Annotated in this window: 23 protein-coding genes; 13 read left to right on the top strand and 10 right to left on the bottom strand. The window is 38.4% G+C overall.

Translation table 11 applies throughout. From position 1 onward, the window contains the following. Positions 1-21: 21 nt before the first annotated feature. Both MKX72_RS13050 and MKX72_RS13045 read right to left on the bottom strand, forming a co-directional pair. Positions 22-1,191 (bottom strand): MFS transporter, encoded by a 1,170-nt coding sequence (locus MKX72_RS13050; protein WP_047750855.1) that lies wholly within the window; start codon positions 1,189-1,191, stop codon positions 22-24. Positions 1,192-1,295: 104 nt separating this feature from the next. Beyond that, positions 1,296-2,054 (bottom strand): TrmB family transcriptional regulator, encoded by a 759-nt coding sequence (locus MKX72_RS13045; RefSeq protein WP_033579145.1) that lies wholly within the window; start codon positions 2,052-2,054, stop codon positions 1,296-1,298. A gap of 217 nt (positions 2,055-2,271) precedes the next feature. On the opposite strand from MKX72_RS13045, the gene MKX72_RS13040 reads away from it, so the two are divergent. Beyond that, a complete protein-coding gene (locus MKX72_RS13040) occupies positions 2,272-2,499 on the top strand; it encodes a hypothetical protein (protein ID WP_033579144.1) in 228 nt (75 codons plus the stop codon). Between the two features lie 32 nt (positions 2,500-2,531). Here MKX72_RS13040 and pssA read toward each other — a convergent pair whose 3' ends face one another. Next, positions 2,532-3,023, bottom strand: a complete 492-nt coding sequence (gene pssA / locus MKX72_RS13035) for a CDP-diacylglycerol--serine O-phosphatidyltransferase (RefSeq protein WP_182029361.1) — start codon at positions 3,021-3,023, stop codon at positions 2,532-2,534. Between the two features lie 170 nt (positions 3,024-3,193). On the opposite strand from pssA, the gene MKX72_RS13030 reads away from it, so the two are divergent. From MKX72_RS13030 to MKX72_RS13020, 3 genes are all read left to right on the top strand, one after another. After that, positions 3,194-3,601, top strand: coding sequence for a MarR family winged helix-turn-helix transcriptional regulator (locus MKX72_RS13030; RefSeq protein WP_034269240.1), 408 nt, complete (start codon positions 3,194-3,196; stop codon positions 3,599-3,601). Beyond that, complete coding sequence (locus MKX72_RS13025; protein ID WP_047750859.1) at positions 3,594-3,935, top strand: DUF3147 family protein; 342 nt, start codon at positions 3,594-3,596, stop codon at positions 3,933-3,935. The genes MKX72_RS13030 and MKX72_RS13025 overlap by 8 nt, the downstream gene beginning before the upstream one ends. Positions 3,936-4,002: 67 nt before the next feature. Further along, positions 4,003-4,698 carry an SAM-dependent methyltransferase gene (locus MKX72_RS13020; protein WP_033579140.1) on the top strand — a complete coding sequence of 232 codons (696 nt, stop codon included), beginning with the start codon at positions 4,003-4,005 and terminating at the stop codon, positions 4,696-4,698. 74 nt (positions 4,699-4,772) lie between these two features. Here the strand turns inward: MKX72_RS13020 and MKX72_RS13015 are convergent, their stop codons facing one another. The 5 genes from MKX72_RS13015 to MKX72_RS12995 form a co-directional block, all read right to left on the bottom strand. Beyond that, on the bottom strand, positions 4,773-5,276 hold the full coding sequence (locus MKX72_RS13015; RefSeq protein WP_155008070.1) for a DUF4188 domain-containing protein: 504 nt from the start codon (positions 5,274-5,276) through the stop codon (positions 4,773-4,775). Beyond that, complete coding sequence (locus MKX72_RS13010) at positions 5,273-5,827, bottom strand: PadR family transcriptional regulator (protein ID WP_034266508.1); 555 nt, start codon at positions 5,825-5,827, stop codon at positions 5,273-5,275. The genes MKX72_RS13015 and MKX72_RS13010 overlap by 4 nt, the downstream gene beginning before the upstream one ends. 84 nt (positions 5,828-5,911) lie before the next feature. After that, the gene (locus MKX72_RS13005; protein WP_013057274.1) at positions 5,912-6,043 is read right to left on the bottom strand and encodes a hypothetical protein; all 132 of its coding nucleotides are present in this window, start codon (positions 6,041-6,043) and stop codon (positions 5,912-5,914) included. A 92-nt stretch (positions 6,044-6,135) separates the two neighbouring features. Beyond that, positions 6,136-7,032 carry a hypothetical protein gene (locus MKX72_RS13000; RefSeq protein WP_155008071.1) on the bottom strand — a complete coding sequence of 299 codons (897 nt, stop codon included), beginning with the start codon at positions 7,030-7,032 and terminating at the stop codon, positions 6,136-6,138. 147 nt (positions 7,033-7,179) lie between these two features. Then, positions 7,180-7,653, bottom strand: coding sequence for an Hsp20/alpha crystallin family protein (locus tag MKX72_RS12995; RefSeq protein ID WP_155008072.1), 474 nt, complete (start codon positions 7,651-7,653; stop codon positions 7,180-7,182). A 70-nt stretch (positions 7,654-7,723) separates the two neighbouring features. Between MKX72_RS12995 and MKX72_RS12990 the strand changes: the two genes are divergently transcribed. Beyond that, entirely contained in the window at positions 7,724-7,963 is a 240-nt protein-coding gene (locus tag MKX72_RS12990; RefSeq protein ID WP_033579134.1) for a hypothetical protein, read from the top strand. A 125-nt stretch (positions 7,964-8,088) separates the two neighbouring features. Here MKX72_RS12990 and MKX72_RS12985 read toward each other — a convergent pair whose 3' ends face one another. Both MKX72_RS12985 and MKX72_RS12980 read right to left on the bottom strand, forming a co-directional pair. Beyond that, positions 8,089-8,322, bottom strand: a complete 234-nt coding sequence (locus tag MKX72_RS12985; protein ID WP_013057270.1) for a hypothetical protein — start codon at positions 8,320-8,322, stop codon at positions 8,089-8,091. A 12-nt stretch (positions 8,323-8,334) separates the two neighbouring features. Continuing rightward, positions 8,335-8,565 carry a hypothetical protein gene (locus tag MKX72_RS12980; protein WP_033579133.1) on the bottom strand — a complete coding sequence of 77 codons (231 nt, stop codon included), beginning with the start codon at positions 8,563-8,565 and terminating at the stop codon, positions 8,335-8,337. A gap of 184 nt (positions 8,566-8,749) precedes the next feature. Between MKX72_RS12980 and MKX72_RS12975 the strand changes: the two genes are divergently transcribed. The 8 genes from MKX72_RS12975 to MKX72_RS12940 all read left to right on the top strand — a co-directional run bounded on the left by MKX72_RS12975 (position 8,750) and on the right by MKX72_RS12940 (position 18,296). After that, positions 8,750-9,754: an XdhC family protein gene (locus MKX72_RS12975; protein WP_155008073.1), complete on the top strand. Its 1,005-nt coding sequence runs from the start codon at positions 8,750-8,752 to the stop codon at positions 9,752-9,754. Between the two features lie 2 nt (positions 9,755-9,756). Further along, positions 9,757-10,401 (top strand): NTP transferase domain-containing protein, encoded by a 645-nt coding sequence (locus MKX72_RS12970; protein WP_033579131.1) that lies wholly within the window; start codon positions 9,757-9,759, stop codon positions 10,399-10,401. Positions 10,402-10,419: 18 nt separating this feature from the next. Further along, the gene (locus MKX72_RS12965; RefSeq protein WP_033579130.1) at positions 10,420-12,750 is read left to right on the top strand and encodes a xanthine dehydrogenase family protein molybdopterin-binding subunit; all 2,331 of its coding nucleotides are present in this window, start codon (positions 10,420-10,422) and stop codon (positions 12,748-12,750) included. Continuing rightward, the gene (locus MKX72_RS12960) at positions 12,737-13,570 is read left to right on the top strand and encodes an FAD binding domain-containing protein (protein ID WP_155008074.1); all 834 of its coding nucleotides are present in this window, start codon (positions 12,737-12,739) and stop codon (positions 13,568-13,570) included. Before MKX72_RS12965 ends, MKX72_RS12960 begins: the two co-directional genes overlap by 14 nt. Before the next feature lies 1 nt (position 13,571). After that, positions 13,572-14,051, top strand: a complete 480-nt coding sequence (locus tag MKX72_RS12955) for a (2Fe-2S)-binding protein (RefSeq protein ID WP_155008075.1) — start codon at positions 13,572-13,574, stop codon at positions 14,049-14,051. 71 nt (positions 14,052-14,122) lie between these two features. Then, the gene (locus MKX72_RS12950) at positions 14,123-14,575 is read left to right on the top strand and encodes a hypothetical protein (RefSeq protein WP_372454456.1); all 453 of its coding nucleotides are present in this window, start codon (positions 14,123-14,125) and stop codon (positions 14,573-14,575) included. A gap of 420 nt (positions 14,576-14,995) precedes the next feature. After that, a complete protein-coding gene (locus MKX72_RS12945) occupies positions 14,996-16,630 on the top strand; it encodes an MrcB family domain-containing protein (RefSeq protein WP_155008076.1) in 1,635 nt (544 codons plus the stop codon). Next, positions 16,584-18,296 carry a DUF2357 domain-containing protein gene (locus MKX72_RS12940; RefSeq protein WP_033579125.1) on the top strand — a complete coding sequence of 571 codons (1,713 nt, stop codon included), beginning with the start codon at positions 16,584-16,586 and terminating at the stop codon, positions 18,294-18,296. Before MKX72_RS12945 ends, MKX72_RS12940 begins: the two co-directional genes overlap by 47 nt. Positions 18,297-18,302 lie beyond the last annotated feature (6 nt).

The raw sequence follows: 18,302 nt of genomic DNA, 5'->3' as shown, positions 1-18,302 counted from the left end.
CCAATCTCTTTTTGTAAAAGCTTATTTACTGTGAAGCGTATCTGCTGTGCTTTCTGTTCGTGTTACCGCATAAAGAGAGAAGCAAAGACCAAGCAATACAAAAATAGACCCGACCCAGCCGTTATAAATAACAGAGTATTGATTAACGACAATTCCTCCGACATAGGAGCCGATTGCAATTCCTACGTGTGAAATCGCTGCATTGGTGCTGATTAAAATGTCCGACGTGTCGCGTGCACTATGAATAATTAAATTGCTTTGAGCCGGTGAGACCGCCCAGCTGAGCGCACTCCAAATAATCATAAGAAGCAAGAACACAACGAATGGCAAATGAACGCCAAAAGGCATAGCAATCATGCTAACAAAAAAGAGAGCAATCATGGTGATAACAGACGAAGAAGGGTTCCATCTATCAGAAACAGCTCCTCCAAGTCCTCCTCCTGCCACTGCAGCAAGACCGAAAATACCATAAATAATGGTCACCATCGTTGTATTTAATCCTAGCGTTTCTTGTAAAAATGGCGTGAAGTACGCATAAAGCGTTAAATGACCCGCCAGTACAAACAATGTTGCTAGGTGAATAGCAAGCATTTTTTTATTGCGTAAAGCTTTTACCTGAGTCTTTAAAGGTACAATTGGAGCGGGAGCTAGACGTTCCATTGTAAACCAAACGGTAATCATAATAATAGCAGTTAAGATTGCAATCATAACAAATACTTGACGCCAGCCAAGCGCATTTCCAATCAAAATACCAAGAGGAATACCCAAAACAAGTGAGCCGCTGATTCCCATAAACACAACGCCAATTGCTCTGCCTTGATATTCAGGCTTTACCATTCTAGAGGCCATTGTGGTAGATAGGACAATAATAAAAGAGCCGCTCGCAGCAGCGAGGATACGCCCGATTAATAGCATATAATAACCTGAACTGTAGGCTGAAAATACATTGCTCAATAAGAAAATAAATAATGTCCACATATAAACTTTTTTCCGCTCTATCTTAGCCGTCACATTTAGTAAAATCGGCGCAGACAAAGCATAAACAAACGAATAAATAGAGATTAAATAACCTGCTTTTGCTAGTGATACATGAAATGCATCGGCAATTAAGTCCAAGATGCCTCCTAGAATTAATTCGACCGTTCCAACAACAAAAGAAGCAATCGCAAGTATGTAAACTTTTTTATTCATCAAAAAACCCCCTCTTTAAAAAGTTACAACTAGAATAGTAACCTTTTTTAGAGTGGATTTCAATAGGTAATATTAAAAAGGTTACTAATGAATTAGTAACCTTTTTAATATCGCAGTCGAGTAAGCAGCTCCATGATCTCAGAATCCTGAAGAAGCTGCTCTTGATATTTCTTTGTAATATGGGTAAGTGCGACATCATGATAAAAGAAATCAGCAAAAACTTTTACAAGCGGCTGCGACATGGTTTTTATTGCTTTCCATGTCTCATGTTCAATGCCGGCAAATAAAAGGTAGGCATCGTCAACAATAATCAACTGCGACGGCTCAAGGTTTTTATGATCATCTATTGGATTTAATGTATGTAAATGTTTGAGGGCAGTCTGCAAGTTTCCTATGGTTAAGACCTCGACGTTTACGCCTTGTTTCTCTTTTTCTTCTAGCAATGAGCGGTAATGTTCCAACTCATCATTCCAAGCCGATAAAATAATAGAAGATTCCGCTTCTTGAATCAACTGTTCAATGTGAGCAGAAATAGAGGATTTATCTTTTAAACTCCAAACATGATCATCTGTAAACGTTCTTTTAATTTTATATGTTTTTAATTCATTAATGTCATTTTCAAAATCAGCAGTAAGTTTTTGAATGACGGTTTGAAGGGCTACCGCTGAATAAAGTTTCTTTTTCCCGGACAATGTATTTACTACAATGCCTTTATCAATTAAACGATTAAGTACTTCATAAATCTTTGCTTTTGGAACATGCGAATACGTGACAATCGAACTAGCATCCAGCGGACCTTCATTCGCAAGCAGCGCTTCATATACTTGACTTTCATACTGAGAAAAACCAAATTTTTGCAGCATAATTCTCTATTCATCATCCTTTCTTTTTTTAGTATATCACGGTTTGTAAAAGTATTACTAATTGTAACTATATCTTGTTAAACTATGTTCTAAATAATCAAGAAAGATAAAAAATAGGCTATTAAAGGGTCTTTACTACGATAAAACTATTTTTAATCATGTGCTTTTCATACTAAAACACTTATCATCGGGTAAAGAACAGAAAGAGGTGAAAAAAATGAAGAAAAATGAAAAACTACTGTTGAAAAAAATGAACATGAAACAGCAAAGAGAAGTGGCTGCTCAGCTTGAAGACGTACTGGATTCCTTACTGTCTCTTGAAGAAAAATTATGCTCAGCACCTGATAATAAGGAGTGGCTGTCTTTACAAGCTCAGCTTGAAAAAAGAGAACATGAGCTGAGATTTAAGCATAAAATGCTGTGTGAAGAATGGAATGCACTATAAAAGACAGGCATTTTGTCTGTCTTTCATTGCATCTAAATTTTTATGACCCGGATAGGACTCACCATCAAAATAGCTAAAATAATCATAAGATAAGGGTTCACATAATAAAACATGCCAAGCAGTGCGATAATTAGAGCAGGAAAAGGAATAGGAAGCCCTATAAAATAACCTACGGTTGGATTTGCGCTAAATTTAGCTAATCTCAATGCACCCATGCTTGGATAAATCATAAAAGCGAGTACCGTTAGCCAAGAGTGGGGAGAAAGAGTATGAAATAGCATTGCAGGCGCTACGCCAAAGCTTATAATATCAGCCAAAGAATCTAGCTCTACACCAAACTCACTGTTAACTTTTAGCTTTCTCGCAATTTTGCCGTCAAATAAATCGAAAAAAGCGGCTAGAAAAATAAAAAGAGCAGCTAAGCGTTCGTAGCTGTTCATATTAAAGGCTATGGAAAATACGCCGCTTAGCAAATTTCCAATCGTAAAGAGATTCGGAACCCATTTTAACAGTCGAAGAATCAATGTCATACAACCGCCTTTCACAGTGTGTACAATTAGTGTAACTGTTAAATCGTATTATTATGTGAGATGCAAGATAAAAAGAAAGGAGTATTGAAAACTGGCTGTCGTTTCTGTAATATATATCGTATAATACGATAATAACTAAAAATACGATATAAAGGAGCAGGATCATGAAAGTAGAGGAGTTAAACAGCTATTGGACGTCTATTTATTATCATTTGCACTATACGCATCAAGAGAAAATTACGCACCAAACCATACGTCTTTTGCAGCATATCGACAAATCATCTTCGGTTGGAATAAGAGAAATCGCAGATTATTTAACTATTTCACATAATACGGCATCTGAACATGTAAAGAGAAGCATCGAGAAAGGATATGTGTATAAAAATAGAGATATACAGGATGAAAGAAAAGTAATTCTGCATTTAACAGAAGCAGGAAAAGACATCTTAAAACGGAATTCAAGCTTGGATGAAGAAAAAGTATCAGCTATTTTACGCGAAATGACAGCATCTGAAAAACAGCTGATTCAACAGGCTTTTCAGTTATTGAGCGAGCGTGCAGAACATGTATAGTATCATCAAAATTTTAATGTCGGCTCTTATTATTGCAGGGGTAACAGAAATGGCCAAAAGATTTCCGGCATACGGTGGAATCGTGGCTGCTCTTCCAATTGTGAGCTTACTAAGTATTATATGGTTGTCAGTGCAAGGAGAAAAAAAGGAAGTGGTCAGTCAGTTTACACTTGGCGTTCTTTATGGACTCCCAGGCACTATTTTATTACTTGCTGTCGTCTATATTTGTGTAAAAAACTCCCTTCATTTGTTTGTGAGTTTATCCATAGGAGTTATGTGTTGGGCCTTGTTTTTAGTGCTTCAAAAGATGGTGATTAACCTAATTACTACATAAACTATTGGAATTTAATCCAATTTTCTGTAAAATAAAGGTCTAAGTAAAAAATAGGAGCTGAGTAGAGTTGAGTTTAGCAGAGAAAAAGTTAGGAATTGACCGAGTTGTTTTTATCGGCAGAACGTTTGAAGAGTATAGAGCTATGTTTAATTTGAATGACAAGCGTTTAAAAGGAAAAAAAGTGTTAGATTGTGCTAGCGGAGCCTGTTCTTTTACTGCTCATGCCTTGCAGCAAGGTACGAAGGCTACTAGCTGTGATATTGCCTATAAATTTACGGCAGAAGAGCTTGAAAAGAAGGGAAGCTTAGATTTAATTCATACGATGAATCAAATGCAGCACGTACAGGAGCAATATGTGTGGAAATATTTTTCATCTATTGATAATTTAACTGAACATCGAAAAAGAGCATTAAAAGATTGTATTGCTCATATGAAAAAGAGCCCCGAAGCCTATCAGTACGGAGCGCTTCCTAATTTGCCGTTTCAAAAGAACGAATTTGATTTAACGCTTTGTGCAAACTTTTTATTTATGTACAGCGACCGGTTAGATTATCCGTTTCATTTAGAGGCTTTAAAAGAACTGATACGCGTTACAAAAGAGGAAGTGCGCTTGTTTCCTTTAACGGACCTGAGCGGCAAGATTTCTACCTATTTGCCGCAGCTTTTAGAAGAGATTGCGCCTCTAGTAAAAGGAACAGAAATAGCAGATGTCCCGTATGAATTTCAAAAAGGTGCCAATCAAATGCTGAAAATATATGTATAACAAGTGTAATGAAGAGGCTGAGGAAAAAGTATTTTAGCCCAAGTGAAAAACGAACCCTTGATCAAACATGTTAATCAAGGGTTCGTTTTTTTTCTTTTGTTAGGGTGAACGTATGTTTCATCTGTGCCATTCCTTTTAGCAGTTTGAGTATGCTTCGTTATGGTTTCACATCCAAGCGCTTTAGCTAAGCCGAACGAAGGCATATTCACATATACTGATTCATAATTTCCTGCAGGAATGACGTACGTTTCATGATAAATGCCAACTGCATTCGTTTTTGAAGCCTGTTTATAAAAAGAATTCCAAGCTTTTAAGTGCTGAGGACCTTTGGCATAGGAGGTCAATTGATCAACTGACTCCCAATATTGAATCAGCGTAATGGTTCTTAAATTAAAAGATCCTTGCAAAGATAAAAAGCCAAGATTTTTGTTTGCATACAACTCTCGAATCATAGGAGGCATTGCTTTAAATACAGGGAGCCATTTGTGTACGGCTGTCCATTTATTAATACGCATTCCTATAACAAAAACGACCAGATCCTGACCGGGCTTAGCCATTACACGATTGGAATGAATCATAAATTCTGCGCCTCCTCATCATATAATTTATTAATCGTATCTTTGCACCATTCCATCGAAGCACGAGTTGTTCGTTTACCGTAGTCTAGGGTAATAAGCCAATACGTTCTGTCAGGAGAAGGGCTTTTAGAAATGCTGTCTTCAATTCCGCAATACATGTGATAGCGTTCAGTTAGTTTCTGCTGAGCGTTTTTTAACTGCGAAATTGTGAGCTGCTTTTCTTGGTGACTACTAAAAAATAGTTTTAACAAAAGTTCATTTCGTTCTGAGGGGAGCTGCTTAATAGGTTCACGCAGCCAATCTTGCAGAACTTCTTTTCCTTTAGTTGTTATTGCGTACACTTTTTTATCCGGTTTATCAGTTTGAGCAACGGAATTTACCGTTGCTAGTTCTTCATTCACAAGCTTTTGTAAAGTGGGATAAATTTGACCATAGCTAATTTTCCAAAAATGATTTAAACTTCGATCCATTAACCGCTTAATTTCATAACCAGTTCTGCATTCAGTGGTAAGCAGTCCTAAAATCGCATATGTTGTTTGATTTTCCTTCATTTACTTTCCTCACCTATATCTTTTTGATATATATATATATATATTACCATAAACAGGATATTATTCAATGAAAAAACGCGAGAATTATGCACTCTCGCGTCTAAAAAAAGGTTTGTATTGCTGAACCATCATTTGCGAAGCAGCAATAAATAAAAAGATAAAGCCTCCACACATTAGCAACATGACAGCACCTATTCTCCATAAAAGCTTTGGCATCAGCATATCTCCTTTTTTGAAGTTATTACCTATAGTGTAAAGAATAGCTTGCAAAAATTCTAGTCATAACTAAATATAATTTTATAACTTTTTTAGACTGACTCTTCCTTTGGATCATCTTCATCAAAAATAGGAACTTCTGTATACGCTTCTTCTTTTTCGAAAGCGGAAGAAGAATTCTCTTTATCCTCTTGTGCAGGCTTCGTTTTACCAGAAGAAATATCTGATTTAGCGTTTTTTAACTCTTCCATATCTTTTTGGATTTGGTCCGTGAAATCCTTTGGTATAGCTCCGCTTCCGTATGTAGCTCCGATGTTTAAAGCACCTCCGAGCTCCTTAATGCCCACTTGGCCAATATTGTTGTTTTGTTCGTATTTATCAAGAAAAAATTTATCAATATGAATAGGCGGAGGAGCATTTTCTAAAAGTGCCGCTTTTTGATGAATCAATCTTACTTCTTCTTGAAGAGAAGACGTACGTTTTAGCATGTCCACCTGTACTTCAGTTAAAAGCGACATGCTTTGCTCTAATGCTGAAACTCTGTTATCTAGTTCGGTCATTTTTTCGACATAAGGAGCCATTTGTTTCTCTACAGATTGTTCTACTAAGCTAGCTATATCCGGATAAGGCACAGCTTCTTTCTTTTTATCGCGAGGATTTTGCGTGGAGATGATTTGTTCCAATTGCGCTACTTTTTCTTTTAAAAAATGAAGCTGCCTAGCAGTCTCTTGCATGTCTTTTGTATATGATTGTTCAGTGTTTTTGTGAGCATCTCTTTGTGAAGATGAAGAATCGTTGGAAAGCACTGGCTGAGCCTCCAGCTTTTTTTTGAACATTATGAGAGAACCCATTTGCGGTTCGAGTTTTAAAAAACGGTTCATGTGAACTTCAAGCGTGTTAATACGCTTGATTTGATGTTTGAAGTCCGCTAGCTCAGTTTGAAGATGTTGGTTAGTCTGTTTGGGGTTAAAAAATCCTTTCATAGACATTTCGCTTCTCCTCATCTTGGGCTTATTTCCTCTGTAATCACAGTTAGATAAATAAATATTGATTCAGTTTGGGGGTTAATATTAAATTTTTTGCATTTATAAATGCTTATGTGCAGCATTACATTTCATTCGTAAAACTACTAAACCTTATTCAATATGAATACGCTCTTCTTGAAAAAACTGCCTGTGATAAGAAAGAATAAGCAGTCCATTTTCAAATTTTGCACGCAGATGATGCGCATCTGTAGGCTCAGGCAATTCGATAATTCGGTTGAAATCTCCAGAAGGTCGTTCTTGTACAACAGGCTGCCCTGTAATGAAAGGGTGGGGCGAGCCTTTTAATAGAAGCCGGCTGCCTGAAACAGAAACGTGCAAGTTTTCTTTTAGATAACCAGGCAGGTCAGCGATAACAATGATCTCGTGAGGAGTAACATAAATGTCGATAGGTGGAAAATTACTTCTAGGAGGTTGAGGAGCCTGATGCGAATCCTGAGCAGTCATATCCATATTTTCTTTCATAAATTCGTTAAAAGCAGTTTGATCAAAAACACCGTTCCAAAAGTCGTTTGTTTGATATTTTTTAGCGAATTCCATCCACTGCATAAGTTTATCAAAGTCCATATGGTTTCCTCCTTACCACACATCATAAAAAGATGGAATTTGAATATAGTTTGAAAAGGGGGTGGTTTAAATGTCAGGTGCATCTATAAATATTAATATTTTAATGCTAAAGATAAATTCCTTTGAAAATGCGTCTGCGGTAAATATCGGACAGAATTTACTAGCAGACTGGAATAATTCAGATAAAAAAACACAGGGGTTTGGGCAAAATTTCGGTGATGATAGCGGGTTTATAGGAACGAGAAGCTGTGTTGATGATCGTGATCAAATTGATAGCCCATCGTCTTTTCAAAAAGTACCCATTTCATAGAAAGAGCCTAATAAATATAGCCAGTTCAGACGCAGGTTATATTTATTAGGCATCAGGTTGAATACTAGTAGACGAATAGATGAAGGTATGCTGCTAGTCATGCTCGTTAGAGGCGGTGTAGAAGCTTAAATTACGCTGTTTTTAACTGAGTTTGAATCGTTTACGTCTGAATCTATAATCCATGAGAACGGAGTTACGTTTGGAGAAAAATCTCCGTTTGATTCTCCTAGTCCTTGATTACGTTTATAAGATACGAACACGTCAAGCTGCTGATTAGGTCCTATGCTTAAAACGGATGAATTATCCAGAACGTTCACTTTGAAGGCTTGTAAGTTAATGACCATAGGTGAAAAAATCATATGGTTTCCTCCTTATTTATCATTTTTTGTTGCAAATGCATCCACATAATCATTATCTACAGTTTTGTAAGCAGATCCTGCTGAAAAACATTGATCAGCGAGCTGCTGTCCGAAGGCCTGATTTTTCTTTGCTGTGACATACCTTGTAACTTTTGACGTATTTCCAATAGAAATACTGCTTGCTTGATCAGCACTGCGAACGTTCAATTTTCCTAAGTTGATTTTTGTTGAGTCAAATAGCATACTATTCTCCTTTCAAACGACAGTTCTTCTAAGTCTTTAAAAGCTTATTGTAACTTCGTTGAAAATATGAATAATACATGGATTCATTCCGAGAGTAGAAGTAGTCTACTGTAGCGTATTTTAGTTCTCCACAAAACGTGAAAAGATTTTAAAAAATCAGTAGTAAAAGGAGGAAATAATAAAAATGCACGACATTTTACATACTGTAGAAAAATCAACAGTAAAAAGCGTGTTGGCAACGATTATTCATGTAGAAGGATCCTCTTATTTAAAAGAAGGAACGTCCATGCTGTTTCAAGAAAACGGGGAGAACATTGGGATGTTAAGCGCTGGTTGTGTGGAAGCAGATCTTGCTGAGCGCGTAAAAGAGTTGTTCGACACTGAGCACGTATTAACCGTTACGTACAATTTAAAAGAAGGAGGTGATGCGGGGTGGGGACAAGGAGCAGGCTGCAATGGAATTCTCTATATTCTCCTAGAGCCTGTAACTGCGAAGACGAAGCAAGATCTTTTGCGGGTAAAACGCCATTTAGATAACCGAAATCCTGTTTTGCATATTAAAAAATTAGAAAAAGACTTTGTTCAAACAACCTCTTTTTATGTAGAAAAGACGGGCCAAACATTTGGTGCAAATAGCGACGAATCATCTTTTGCAACAGATGATTGGAATGGGAGAAAGAGCGGCATTCAACTTTCAAATTGCTCTCTGCTCACATATGCTCATCTATATAAACCGAAGCCTCGTCTAATTATATGGGGAGCAGGTGCTGATGCAAAATATTTAGTATCACTTGCTGCCAATACGGGGTTTTTTGTTACTTTATGCGACTGGAGACCGGCTTTATGTAATAAGGAACATTTTCCGCTAGCAGAGGAAATACAGATTGGATTCCCGGAGGAAGTAGAGAAACACTTGTCCGTTCAGAGCGATGATTTTGTTGTGATTATGACGCATAATTTTTATCGCGATCAAGAAATTCTCTCGCTATTAAAATCAAGTCCTGTGAAGTATATAGGAGTTTTAGGGTCTAAAAAGCGAACGCTTCGATTATTGAATACCGATATTCCTTCCCATATTCATTCGCCCGTGGGACTTTCTATAGGAGCGGTAGGACCACAGGAAATTGCGGTTAGTATTGTAGCTGAATTAATTGAGATCCTCCGAATGTATGATGAAAAAAAGGGGTGAAAATGTCCGGGTTAAATATTGTTGCTGTTTATCTTGCCGCGGGAGCTAGTAAAAGGATGGGCAGCAATAAGCTGCTGCTGCCTTTAGGGAATGGATGTTTAGGGAGTAAAGCTTTACGAACAGCGGTTTGTTCAAAAGTAAATCATACGATAGTAGTCACAAAGAAAGGAGATTCTCTTGAGTGGATTGACCCTATTCTTTTTTCAGAAGCATATCAGCAGAAGTGGAGTCATACTTCTTGTAGTAGCGCCTTAAAAGGTCAGTCTGCGTCTTTAAAATGCGGATTAAAAAAAGCAAAAGAATTAAGCGCTGATGCTATTATTGTGCTGCTGGCAGATCAGCCTCTTATAAGTATCGTGCTGATAGATACATTTGTTTCTCTGTTTGAGAACCATTCCTCCGCTCCGTTTATTTCTTCTTTTTATCAAGGAATTGCCAGAGCACCGGTTTTATTTTCAAAACAAATGTTTTCAAGCTTGGATAAGCTGCAAGGAGATCAAGGAGCAAGAAAAATCATAAGACAAAACGGACCTGGAAATGGAATGTCTTATGAATGTACCGACGCTTCTCTTTTCATGGATGTTGATACAAAACAAGCGTATGAACGCATTAAAAAGATATATAAAGAGAAATGTAGACGGGTTTGATTGACGGAGGTGAAAAGAGTGGATGTTATTGGGAAAAGCGTGATTCGAAAAGATGCGTTAGAAAAAGTGACGGGAACAGCTCGGTACACGAATGATTACAGTTTTAAAGGTTCCCTTCACGCCAAAATAGTAGTCAGTCCTTACGCTCATGCAAGAATTCAAGCAATAGACATTCAAGCAGCGATCGCTACTCACGGTGTTCATGCAGTTGTGACGGGTGAGCATTTGCCGTTAACCGGAGAGGGAGTTCGTGACCGGCGACCGCTTGCGTTTGAAAAAGTGCGGTATCACGGAGAAGCCGTAGTCCTTATAGTAGCAGAGACTCCTGCACTCGCTGAGCGTGCGGCGAGTGCTGTTCATATTCAATATGAGCCGTTACCTGTCGTTCATTCTCCTAGCGCCGCTATTGAGCCGGATTCTCCTTTAGTGCATGAACATATGCACATCTACAAGCATGATGAAACGGTGTATCCAGAGCCCGGCACCAACGTAGCAAACAGAGTCAAAATACGAAAAGGCAATATGGAAGAAGGTTGGCAAAAAAGTGAGTTAATAGTTGAAGAAACGTTTTCTCTATCTCCTTCAGATCACGCGGCAATGGAAACAAGAAGTGCCGCTGCTGAAATTCTTCCGAATGGATTAGTTAAAATTATCACTTCTTCTCAAGCTCCTTTTATGGTGAAAAAATTAATCAGTGAGTACTTTGAAATTGAAGCGGGAAAAGTGATCGTTGAAACACCGCTAGTAGGAGGAGGCTACGGAGGAAAAGCAGCTGTCCAGCTGGAGTTGCTTGCATATATAGCTTCAAAAGCTGTTGGTGGAAGACTGGTTAAAATATTAAATACAAGAGAAGAAGATATGCTCACTTCGCCTGCTCACATAGGTCTAGATGCCAAAATTAAGTTAGGTTGTTCCAAAGAGGGACTCTTGCAGGCTGCTGACATTCTTTATTTGTTTGACAGCGGTGCTTATGCAGATAAAGGAACGGACCTGAGTAAAGCTGCAGCAGCTGACTGTACAGGACCTTATCGTCTTGAACATATTTTTTGTGATTCATTATGTGTATATACAAATCACCCTTACGCTTCTCCTTTTCGAGGATTCAGCCACTCAGAACTATTATTTGCGTTCGAGCGCACGATGGACATCCTTGCTAAAAAAGCAGGTATAGATCCTTTGGAGTTTAGAGAAAAAAATGCTATTTTGCCGGGCGATACTACGCCTACGCAAGTACGTTTAACGTCTAGCAGCGTGGGTAACTTACCAGAATGTATTCGTCGCTTGAAGCAGCTGATCAAATGGGAGGAAGGACAGAGAACGGTGCATGAAAACGGCCTTATTACTGCTAAGGGGATTAGCTGCGTCTGGAAAACCTCTACCATTGAAACAAACGCAGGTTCCGGTGTTATTCTCACATTCAATCCGGATGGAAGCGTGAATTTAATGTCTGGCGTTATTGAATTAGGCACGGGAACGAAAACCGTGCTCGCGCAAATACTGGCTGAAAAATTGCAGATGCGCGTGGAACGCATTCATGTGCGAATGGAAGTAGATACTCAAACGACTCCTGAACATTGGAAAACGGTGGCTAGCAGAGGCACTTTTATGGCAGGAAGAGCGGTTTTAGAAGCCGCTGAAGATGTGATTAATCAATTAAAAAAGATAGCTTCTTGTATATTTCGAGCTTCTGAGGAAGATATCGAAATAAAAAATGAGAAAGTTTTTTTACGGGATGAGCCTGAAACATCCTTGGCCTTTAAAGAAATTGTATATGGCTATAAATATCCGAACGGAAATGCAATTGGAGGGCAAATTATAGGGAGAGGCAACTATATTTTAAGAGGGATGACCTACTTGGATAAAGAAACGGGAGCTGGGCGTCCGGGGCCTGAATGGACGGTAGCAGCTGAAGGAGTTGAAGTGGAATATAATCCTAGAACGTATAGATATCGTATTGTAAAAGCTGTCTCTGTTATTGATATAGGAACCGTGCTAAACGAGAAAATGGCACGCGGGCAAGTCATGGGTGCGATGAGTATGGGGCTATCGTTTGCAGGCAGAGAAACATTTTGGTTTGATTCAAATGGCCGTATTTTAAATCCTCAGCTTCGGAAATATCGTCCTCTTCGCTACGGAGAGCATCCGGAGTACGTAGTAGATTTTATTCATACGCCTCAATTAGATGCGGCGTACGGAGCTAGAGGAGTCGGAGAACACGGGCTGCTTGGTATGCCGGCTTCTTTAGGAAACAGCTTAACGGTGGCGGCAGAAACAGAATTAAACCAACTTCCGCTTATTCCAGAATTGATTTGGAGAATGAAAGAAGGGAATGCTGATGATTTCATTTGACTTTGAATATCACAAACCTGGAACTGTTTCAGAAGCAGTTGCCTTGTTTCAAGAGTTAGAGAATCAAGGCAAACAGCCGCGGTATTATGCTGGCGGTACCGAAATTCTGACATTAGGCAGATTGGGTTTGTTTGTTACCCATGCTGTTATTGATATAAAAAATATACCTGAATTTCAACAAACCGAAGCTAATGAAGATTGGATGATTTTTGGTGCAGGAGTAACGTTAACTGAACTGGAAGATAAAAATTTGTTTCCTTTATTAAGTAAGTCTGCTAGCGAAGTGGCTGATCACACGGCTCGAAATAAAATAACGCTAGGAGGAAATATTTGTGGGCATATTTTTTATCGAGAAGCGGTATTGCCGCTGCTTTTAACAGATAGTCAACTTGCAGTGGCAGGTCCGGCTGGAACCAATATCTATTCGATTCACGACCTTTTTAACCGGCGTTTGCAGCTGGAAAACGGAGAACTTCTTGTTCAGGTGTTTGTTGAAAAGAAGTACGCTGCCCTGCCATATATGAGTATAAAAGAACGCCAGCAGTGGGATACAGGATATCCATTAGTGACAATAGCAGCGTTAAAAACAGAAGGAACCATCCGAGTAGCTTTCAGCGGAGTATGTTCGTTTCCTTTTCGCTCAGCAGAAATAGAAGAAGTGCTAAATCATAAAGAAACGCCATTAGAAGCTCGAATTCAAAATGCTCTTGATTATATACCGGCTCCAATTTTAAATGATGGGGAAGGGTCGAATCGCTATCGCAAATTTGTGATTAAAAATTTATTGTTTGATATTTTCACAGAGCTGGGAGGAACGTAACGTGCTAAAAGATGAACGGTATAGAATAACAATTAAGCTAAAGGTTAACGGTGAAGAAAAAATGGTTGATATCCGAACAGCAGATACGTTGCTTTACGTATTAAGAGAAAAGCTGGGCCTTACCGGAGCAAAACCAGGCTGTTTAAACGGGGACTGTGGGGCTTGTACAGTAGGGATAAATCAGCGGCCAATGAAATCTTGTCTCATGTTAGCGGCAGAAACAGAAGAGAAAGAAATAATGACTATAGAAGGGCTGAAGAGTTCACCTATGCAAAAAGCTTTTATTGAACACTTTGCTTTTCAGTGCGGTTATTGCACATCGGGTTTTATCATGAATGCTCATTTGCTTTCCAAACACCATCCTTCAGGCAGTGACAATATTATAAAGGAGTGGCTTGCTTCCAATATATGCAGATGTACAGGGTATAAAGAAATTGAAGACGCAGTAAAATCTGTTTTACACTTTTCGGAGCGGGAGTGAGACGGGAAAAAGAAAAAATAGAATAACATTTACACGTGTTTAGAATAGTATGTGCTAAGGGTGTGGAGAATGTGGAATGGAAAAGCGGCTTTGACAAAGAAAGGGAACTGATCTTTGCCATTCAACGAAATCTGGATGTAGTAACAGCTATATTATTATTAACTGGCCAAATAACAATTATAGGCGTATTTGTGACACCCGGAGCTTTTCGTATTTCAGTAGGGGGACCTATTACAGGAACTAGCCGAATAGAAGGAAAAGACGGAGATGCGGGAATTAATATCATTATTGATATGATTGATGTGATTCTTGCGGCGTTGCTGCTTAATAACCAGATCAATGTGTCGGGCGCCTTTATTTCTTCTGGAAGGTTTACCATTAATGTAAGTGGACCTATTTTTGGCGTTCCTAAAACAGAACCTGCATTAAGTGAACTAAATCAATCCTCTCAGTTTTTTCATCGTACCGTATCAAAACATTTTTATGTAAATCCTGACTTAGTTGAAAAATTTACAAAGGACTGATTAAGATGTCATTAACGGATATACCTACAGTAAGACCTTCAGAGACGAGTATTTTTCTTATCGCGCTGCCGCTGATTATTTTTATTTTTTTCTTTACTCAGCCAAAAGCATCAGACATCAAATAATCATGTAGCATAATGGCGATTGTATCACTGTGTACAGAAGCTGCCTATTTTTCTGTTCGTATCATTACCTCTTCATTCATTAAGCCCCTAACGCTTTTCTTTTCGGTCATGTTTCATTAAAATGAACATAAACATATATGTAGAGAAAAGAATAATGTAGTGTTTTCTAACGTTATAAAATAGCTTACGATACGAAGAAAGCGTCTATAATAAAAGAAACGAAACTTTTGCGTGGTCAACTGACGATGCTTTTTATTTTTACAAACTGCAGTGAAGGCAGAAAGGAGAGAATTCGATGAGTTTGCGCGATCGGCTGCTTTATGTAGCTGAACATTATAAACAAATGGGTGGAGACGTACTTGTAAAACACGAAGTAGAAAATATGATTACACGCCGGCTTCCGATTTCTCTTTATCGATTGGAGCATATAAATCGAGAAGAAATGCGTATATCGGGCCACCACGCTGAAACATTTCCTTACGTGACTCTTGCTAATAAGAATATAGAGAGTGATGTGATAGTAGCATATTTATTCAGTGAAGACGGTCAGCGCATTTACTTAGTCATGATGAAAGGAGATGCAGGGGAAGGAACTGATCTGAAAGACATTCGTTTTTTTACTCCTGAACATGCCCGCGTATTGAAAGATAATCATATTGTCATTGGTACAAGCATGGAAGCGAAAAGCTTTGAGGATAGAGTAGCTCTTTACCTTCCTTACAATATAGCAGACTTACCTAATAATGATCAGCTTCAAGATGATTTGCATTTACTGCTGAGTATGCATGAACAGTATATAAAAACATACGGAATGAGCAAAGAGATGATTGGCGATAAAGACGCCATCGTCCACATTCATGAGTATATTAAGAAATCTGGATTTACATACGAACGACAAGATATAGCCAACGCCTACTTTGCTTTAAAGACCAAGCCTTTTATTGTTTTATCAGGAATGAGCGGGACGGGAAAAACAAAGCTTGCGCAGCTCTTAGCAGATAGTATCGGTGCCACGATTGAAAATGGCAGACAAGTGCTTATTCCAGTTCGGCCCGATTGGCACGATAGTTCAGATTTATTAGGGTATATTGATTTAAGAGGAGATTTTCGCAGAGGATCGTTTCTGTCGATTATGCAGCAAGCCATTCAGCATCCAGCTTACACATATGTTGCCATATTGGATGAAATGAACTTAGCTCGAGTTGAACATTATTTTAGCGATATTTTAAGCGTGATGGAAAGCAGAAGCTGGTCAAAAGGGAAAATCAAAACGGCTCCGTTATTTCCTGGACATAAGATGTTCCGAGATATTTATTTGCCATCTAACCTTCTCATTATCGGTACCATTAATATGGATGAAACAACTCATGGGTTTAGTCAAAAGTTGTTAGATCGTACCAACACCATTGAGCTGAATAAGATTCAGCTAGATTCTTTTGATTTTTTAGATGATAGAGATCCATCTCGGCACAGTATTGAAAATGTACAAATTCAAAGTCAATACGTTCACTTAAAAGATGCGTATGTTGAACATGCTGAGCTCATTCACGAAGTAACAAATGAACTGCTAACCGTCAACGAGATGCTTACAGAAGTCGATTTGCAAATAGGTTACCGCGTACGCGACGAAATATGCTTTTATCTAATTTACGCAGTGAAAAGCGGAGTGTTTACATTTGATCAGGCGTTTGATTTTCAGATATTGCAAAAAGTTTTGCCTCGTATTTCAGGAAGCGATGCTTACACATTTGACCTATTAAAAAATCTTTATTATTACTGTACAAATACGCTGCTCGATGATGAATTTGAGACAGCTGTTGTCAACGCAGACGGGATGAGATTTCCTAAAAGTGCACGCAAAATAATGGAGATGATGAGACGTTTTGAAGTATACGGATACACGTCATTTTGGATTAATACCGTACGTTGAAATTGAAACCGATACGTGTACGGTGGTTATAAAAGGAAAGAATAAGAAAAAAATAAAATCTGCAGAAGAAGTGATGTTTTTTTCTTGTACGGGAAAAGGAATCACACATGTAAAAGTACTAAATCAAACAAAAGGCATGATGACTTCCAAACCGCCGCTTGAGCCTTTATTTTTTGAAAATGAAACCTATCAAATTACAGTTGTTTCAAAAAATGAAACAAGTCTGTTTGTTAATCACGACTCAAAAGCAGTTGAACAAAGTTTTCAAACCGTAGGATTTCCCTACATTTTAACAGGAAATATAAGCTTTCAAAATGAGGTAGGGTATTCTACGTTTCATGTCTACAGTGAAATAGAAAAAGAGCTGTCTTTTACTCTTGAAATTTTCCCGTCAAAGATGAGCTACAAGACAGATTATGTACGCATGGTTGATGAAGTGAACGGATACATTCATGATTTGGCATACGATATGCTCCGTAAAACGTATATTGAAGCAAAATCGGTTTGGTCTAAACAAGCAACATGGACGGAATTTTATCATGTGCTCTCTCACTATATGAAACCCTTTCTTCATTCTGTTCGTCAGATTGAGAATCAGCCGTTTCAATCGGTAAAAGTTGAACATGAGCTCATGAGAGGAGATCAAATAAAAAAACAAGATAGCCAGGCTATATCATTTGTCCGAACACACCCTACCTATCTTGCATCTTCAAGCAGAGGAATTAAAATTAATCGGCATATAAAAGTAGTACCTACAAAAGCAATTGGCACAAGACATGTAGCTATCTATGATAATTTGGAAAATCAAAGTGTTAAATGGATGATGACGCAGCTGTATCACAAGCTAACTACACTAATTGACAAATTGATAGAAGATAGATATGTAAAAAAAGAAGCGGTGTCGGCTCTAGAAACCAATCATACCGAATTAAAAAGGCTGCTAAACAATGTGTTCTGGCAAAGAGTGAAGACCATACAAGTTTCAACTCTTCCTTCTACACTCCGTACGGCACCCCGCTACCGGGAAGCAAGCAGATACTTTATGTTCTTAACGCGAGGGTTGGCTCTTAACGGAGAGTTTTACCACCTTTCATTAAAAGATATCGCAACTCTCTATGAATACTGGACGTATGTTAGTCTTTTAAAGAAGTTGCAAATTTACGGCAAACGAATAGAACAAAACATCATGACAACGACAGAACAAGGGTTGAATGTCAGAGTGCAGGCCTCTTACCATCGTTTTCAGGTGGGAAAAGCAGAAGTAACGCTATGGTATCAAAAAGAATACCATCATACTCATACTGTTATCCAAAAGCCGGACTTGCTGCTTGAAGTAAAGCAAGGGGAGAAAAAAAGTGTATATCTTTTTGACGCTAAGTATCGTATCAAACCAAATCACGATACGCCCTCTCCTAGAGAAGAAGATATTAATACCATGCACCGTTACCGAGACGCTATTGTAGAGGAAAATGGAATAAAACCGGTACAAACAGCGGTTGTGCTGTTTCCAGGGAAAGCAGAAGGCTATAAGCAGCATCATTTTTATAAAAGTATTGAACGCGTTGGAGTGGGTGCGCTGCCTTTTTTGCCGGGAGAGGAAGGGCTAGTAGAAGAATTTATTAAAACTATTTGTACGGAAGAACCAAATCTTTTCAGCGCTGATTAGGTAAAT

It is taken from the genome of Priestia sp. FSL R5-0597 (genome assembly GCF_038006305.1).
Lineage (GTDB): Bacteria > Bacillota > Bacilli > Bacillales > Bacillaceae_H > Priestia > Priestia zanthoxyli.
The sequence above is the reverse complement of the archived record's forward strand: the minus strand, read 5'-3'. Positions and strand labels throughout refer to the sequence as shown.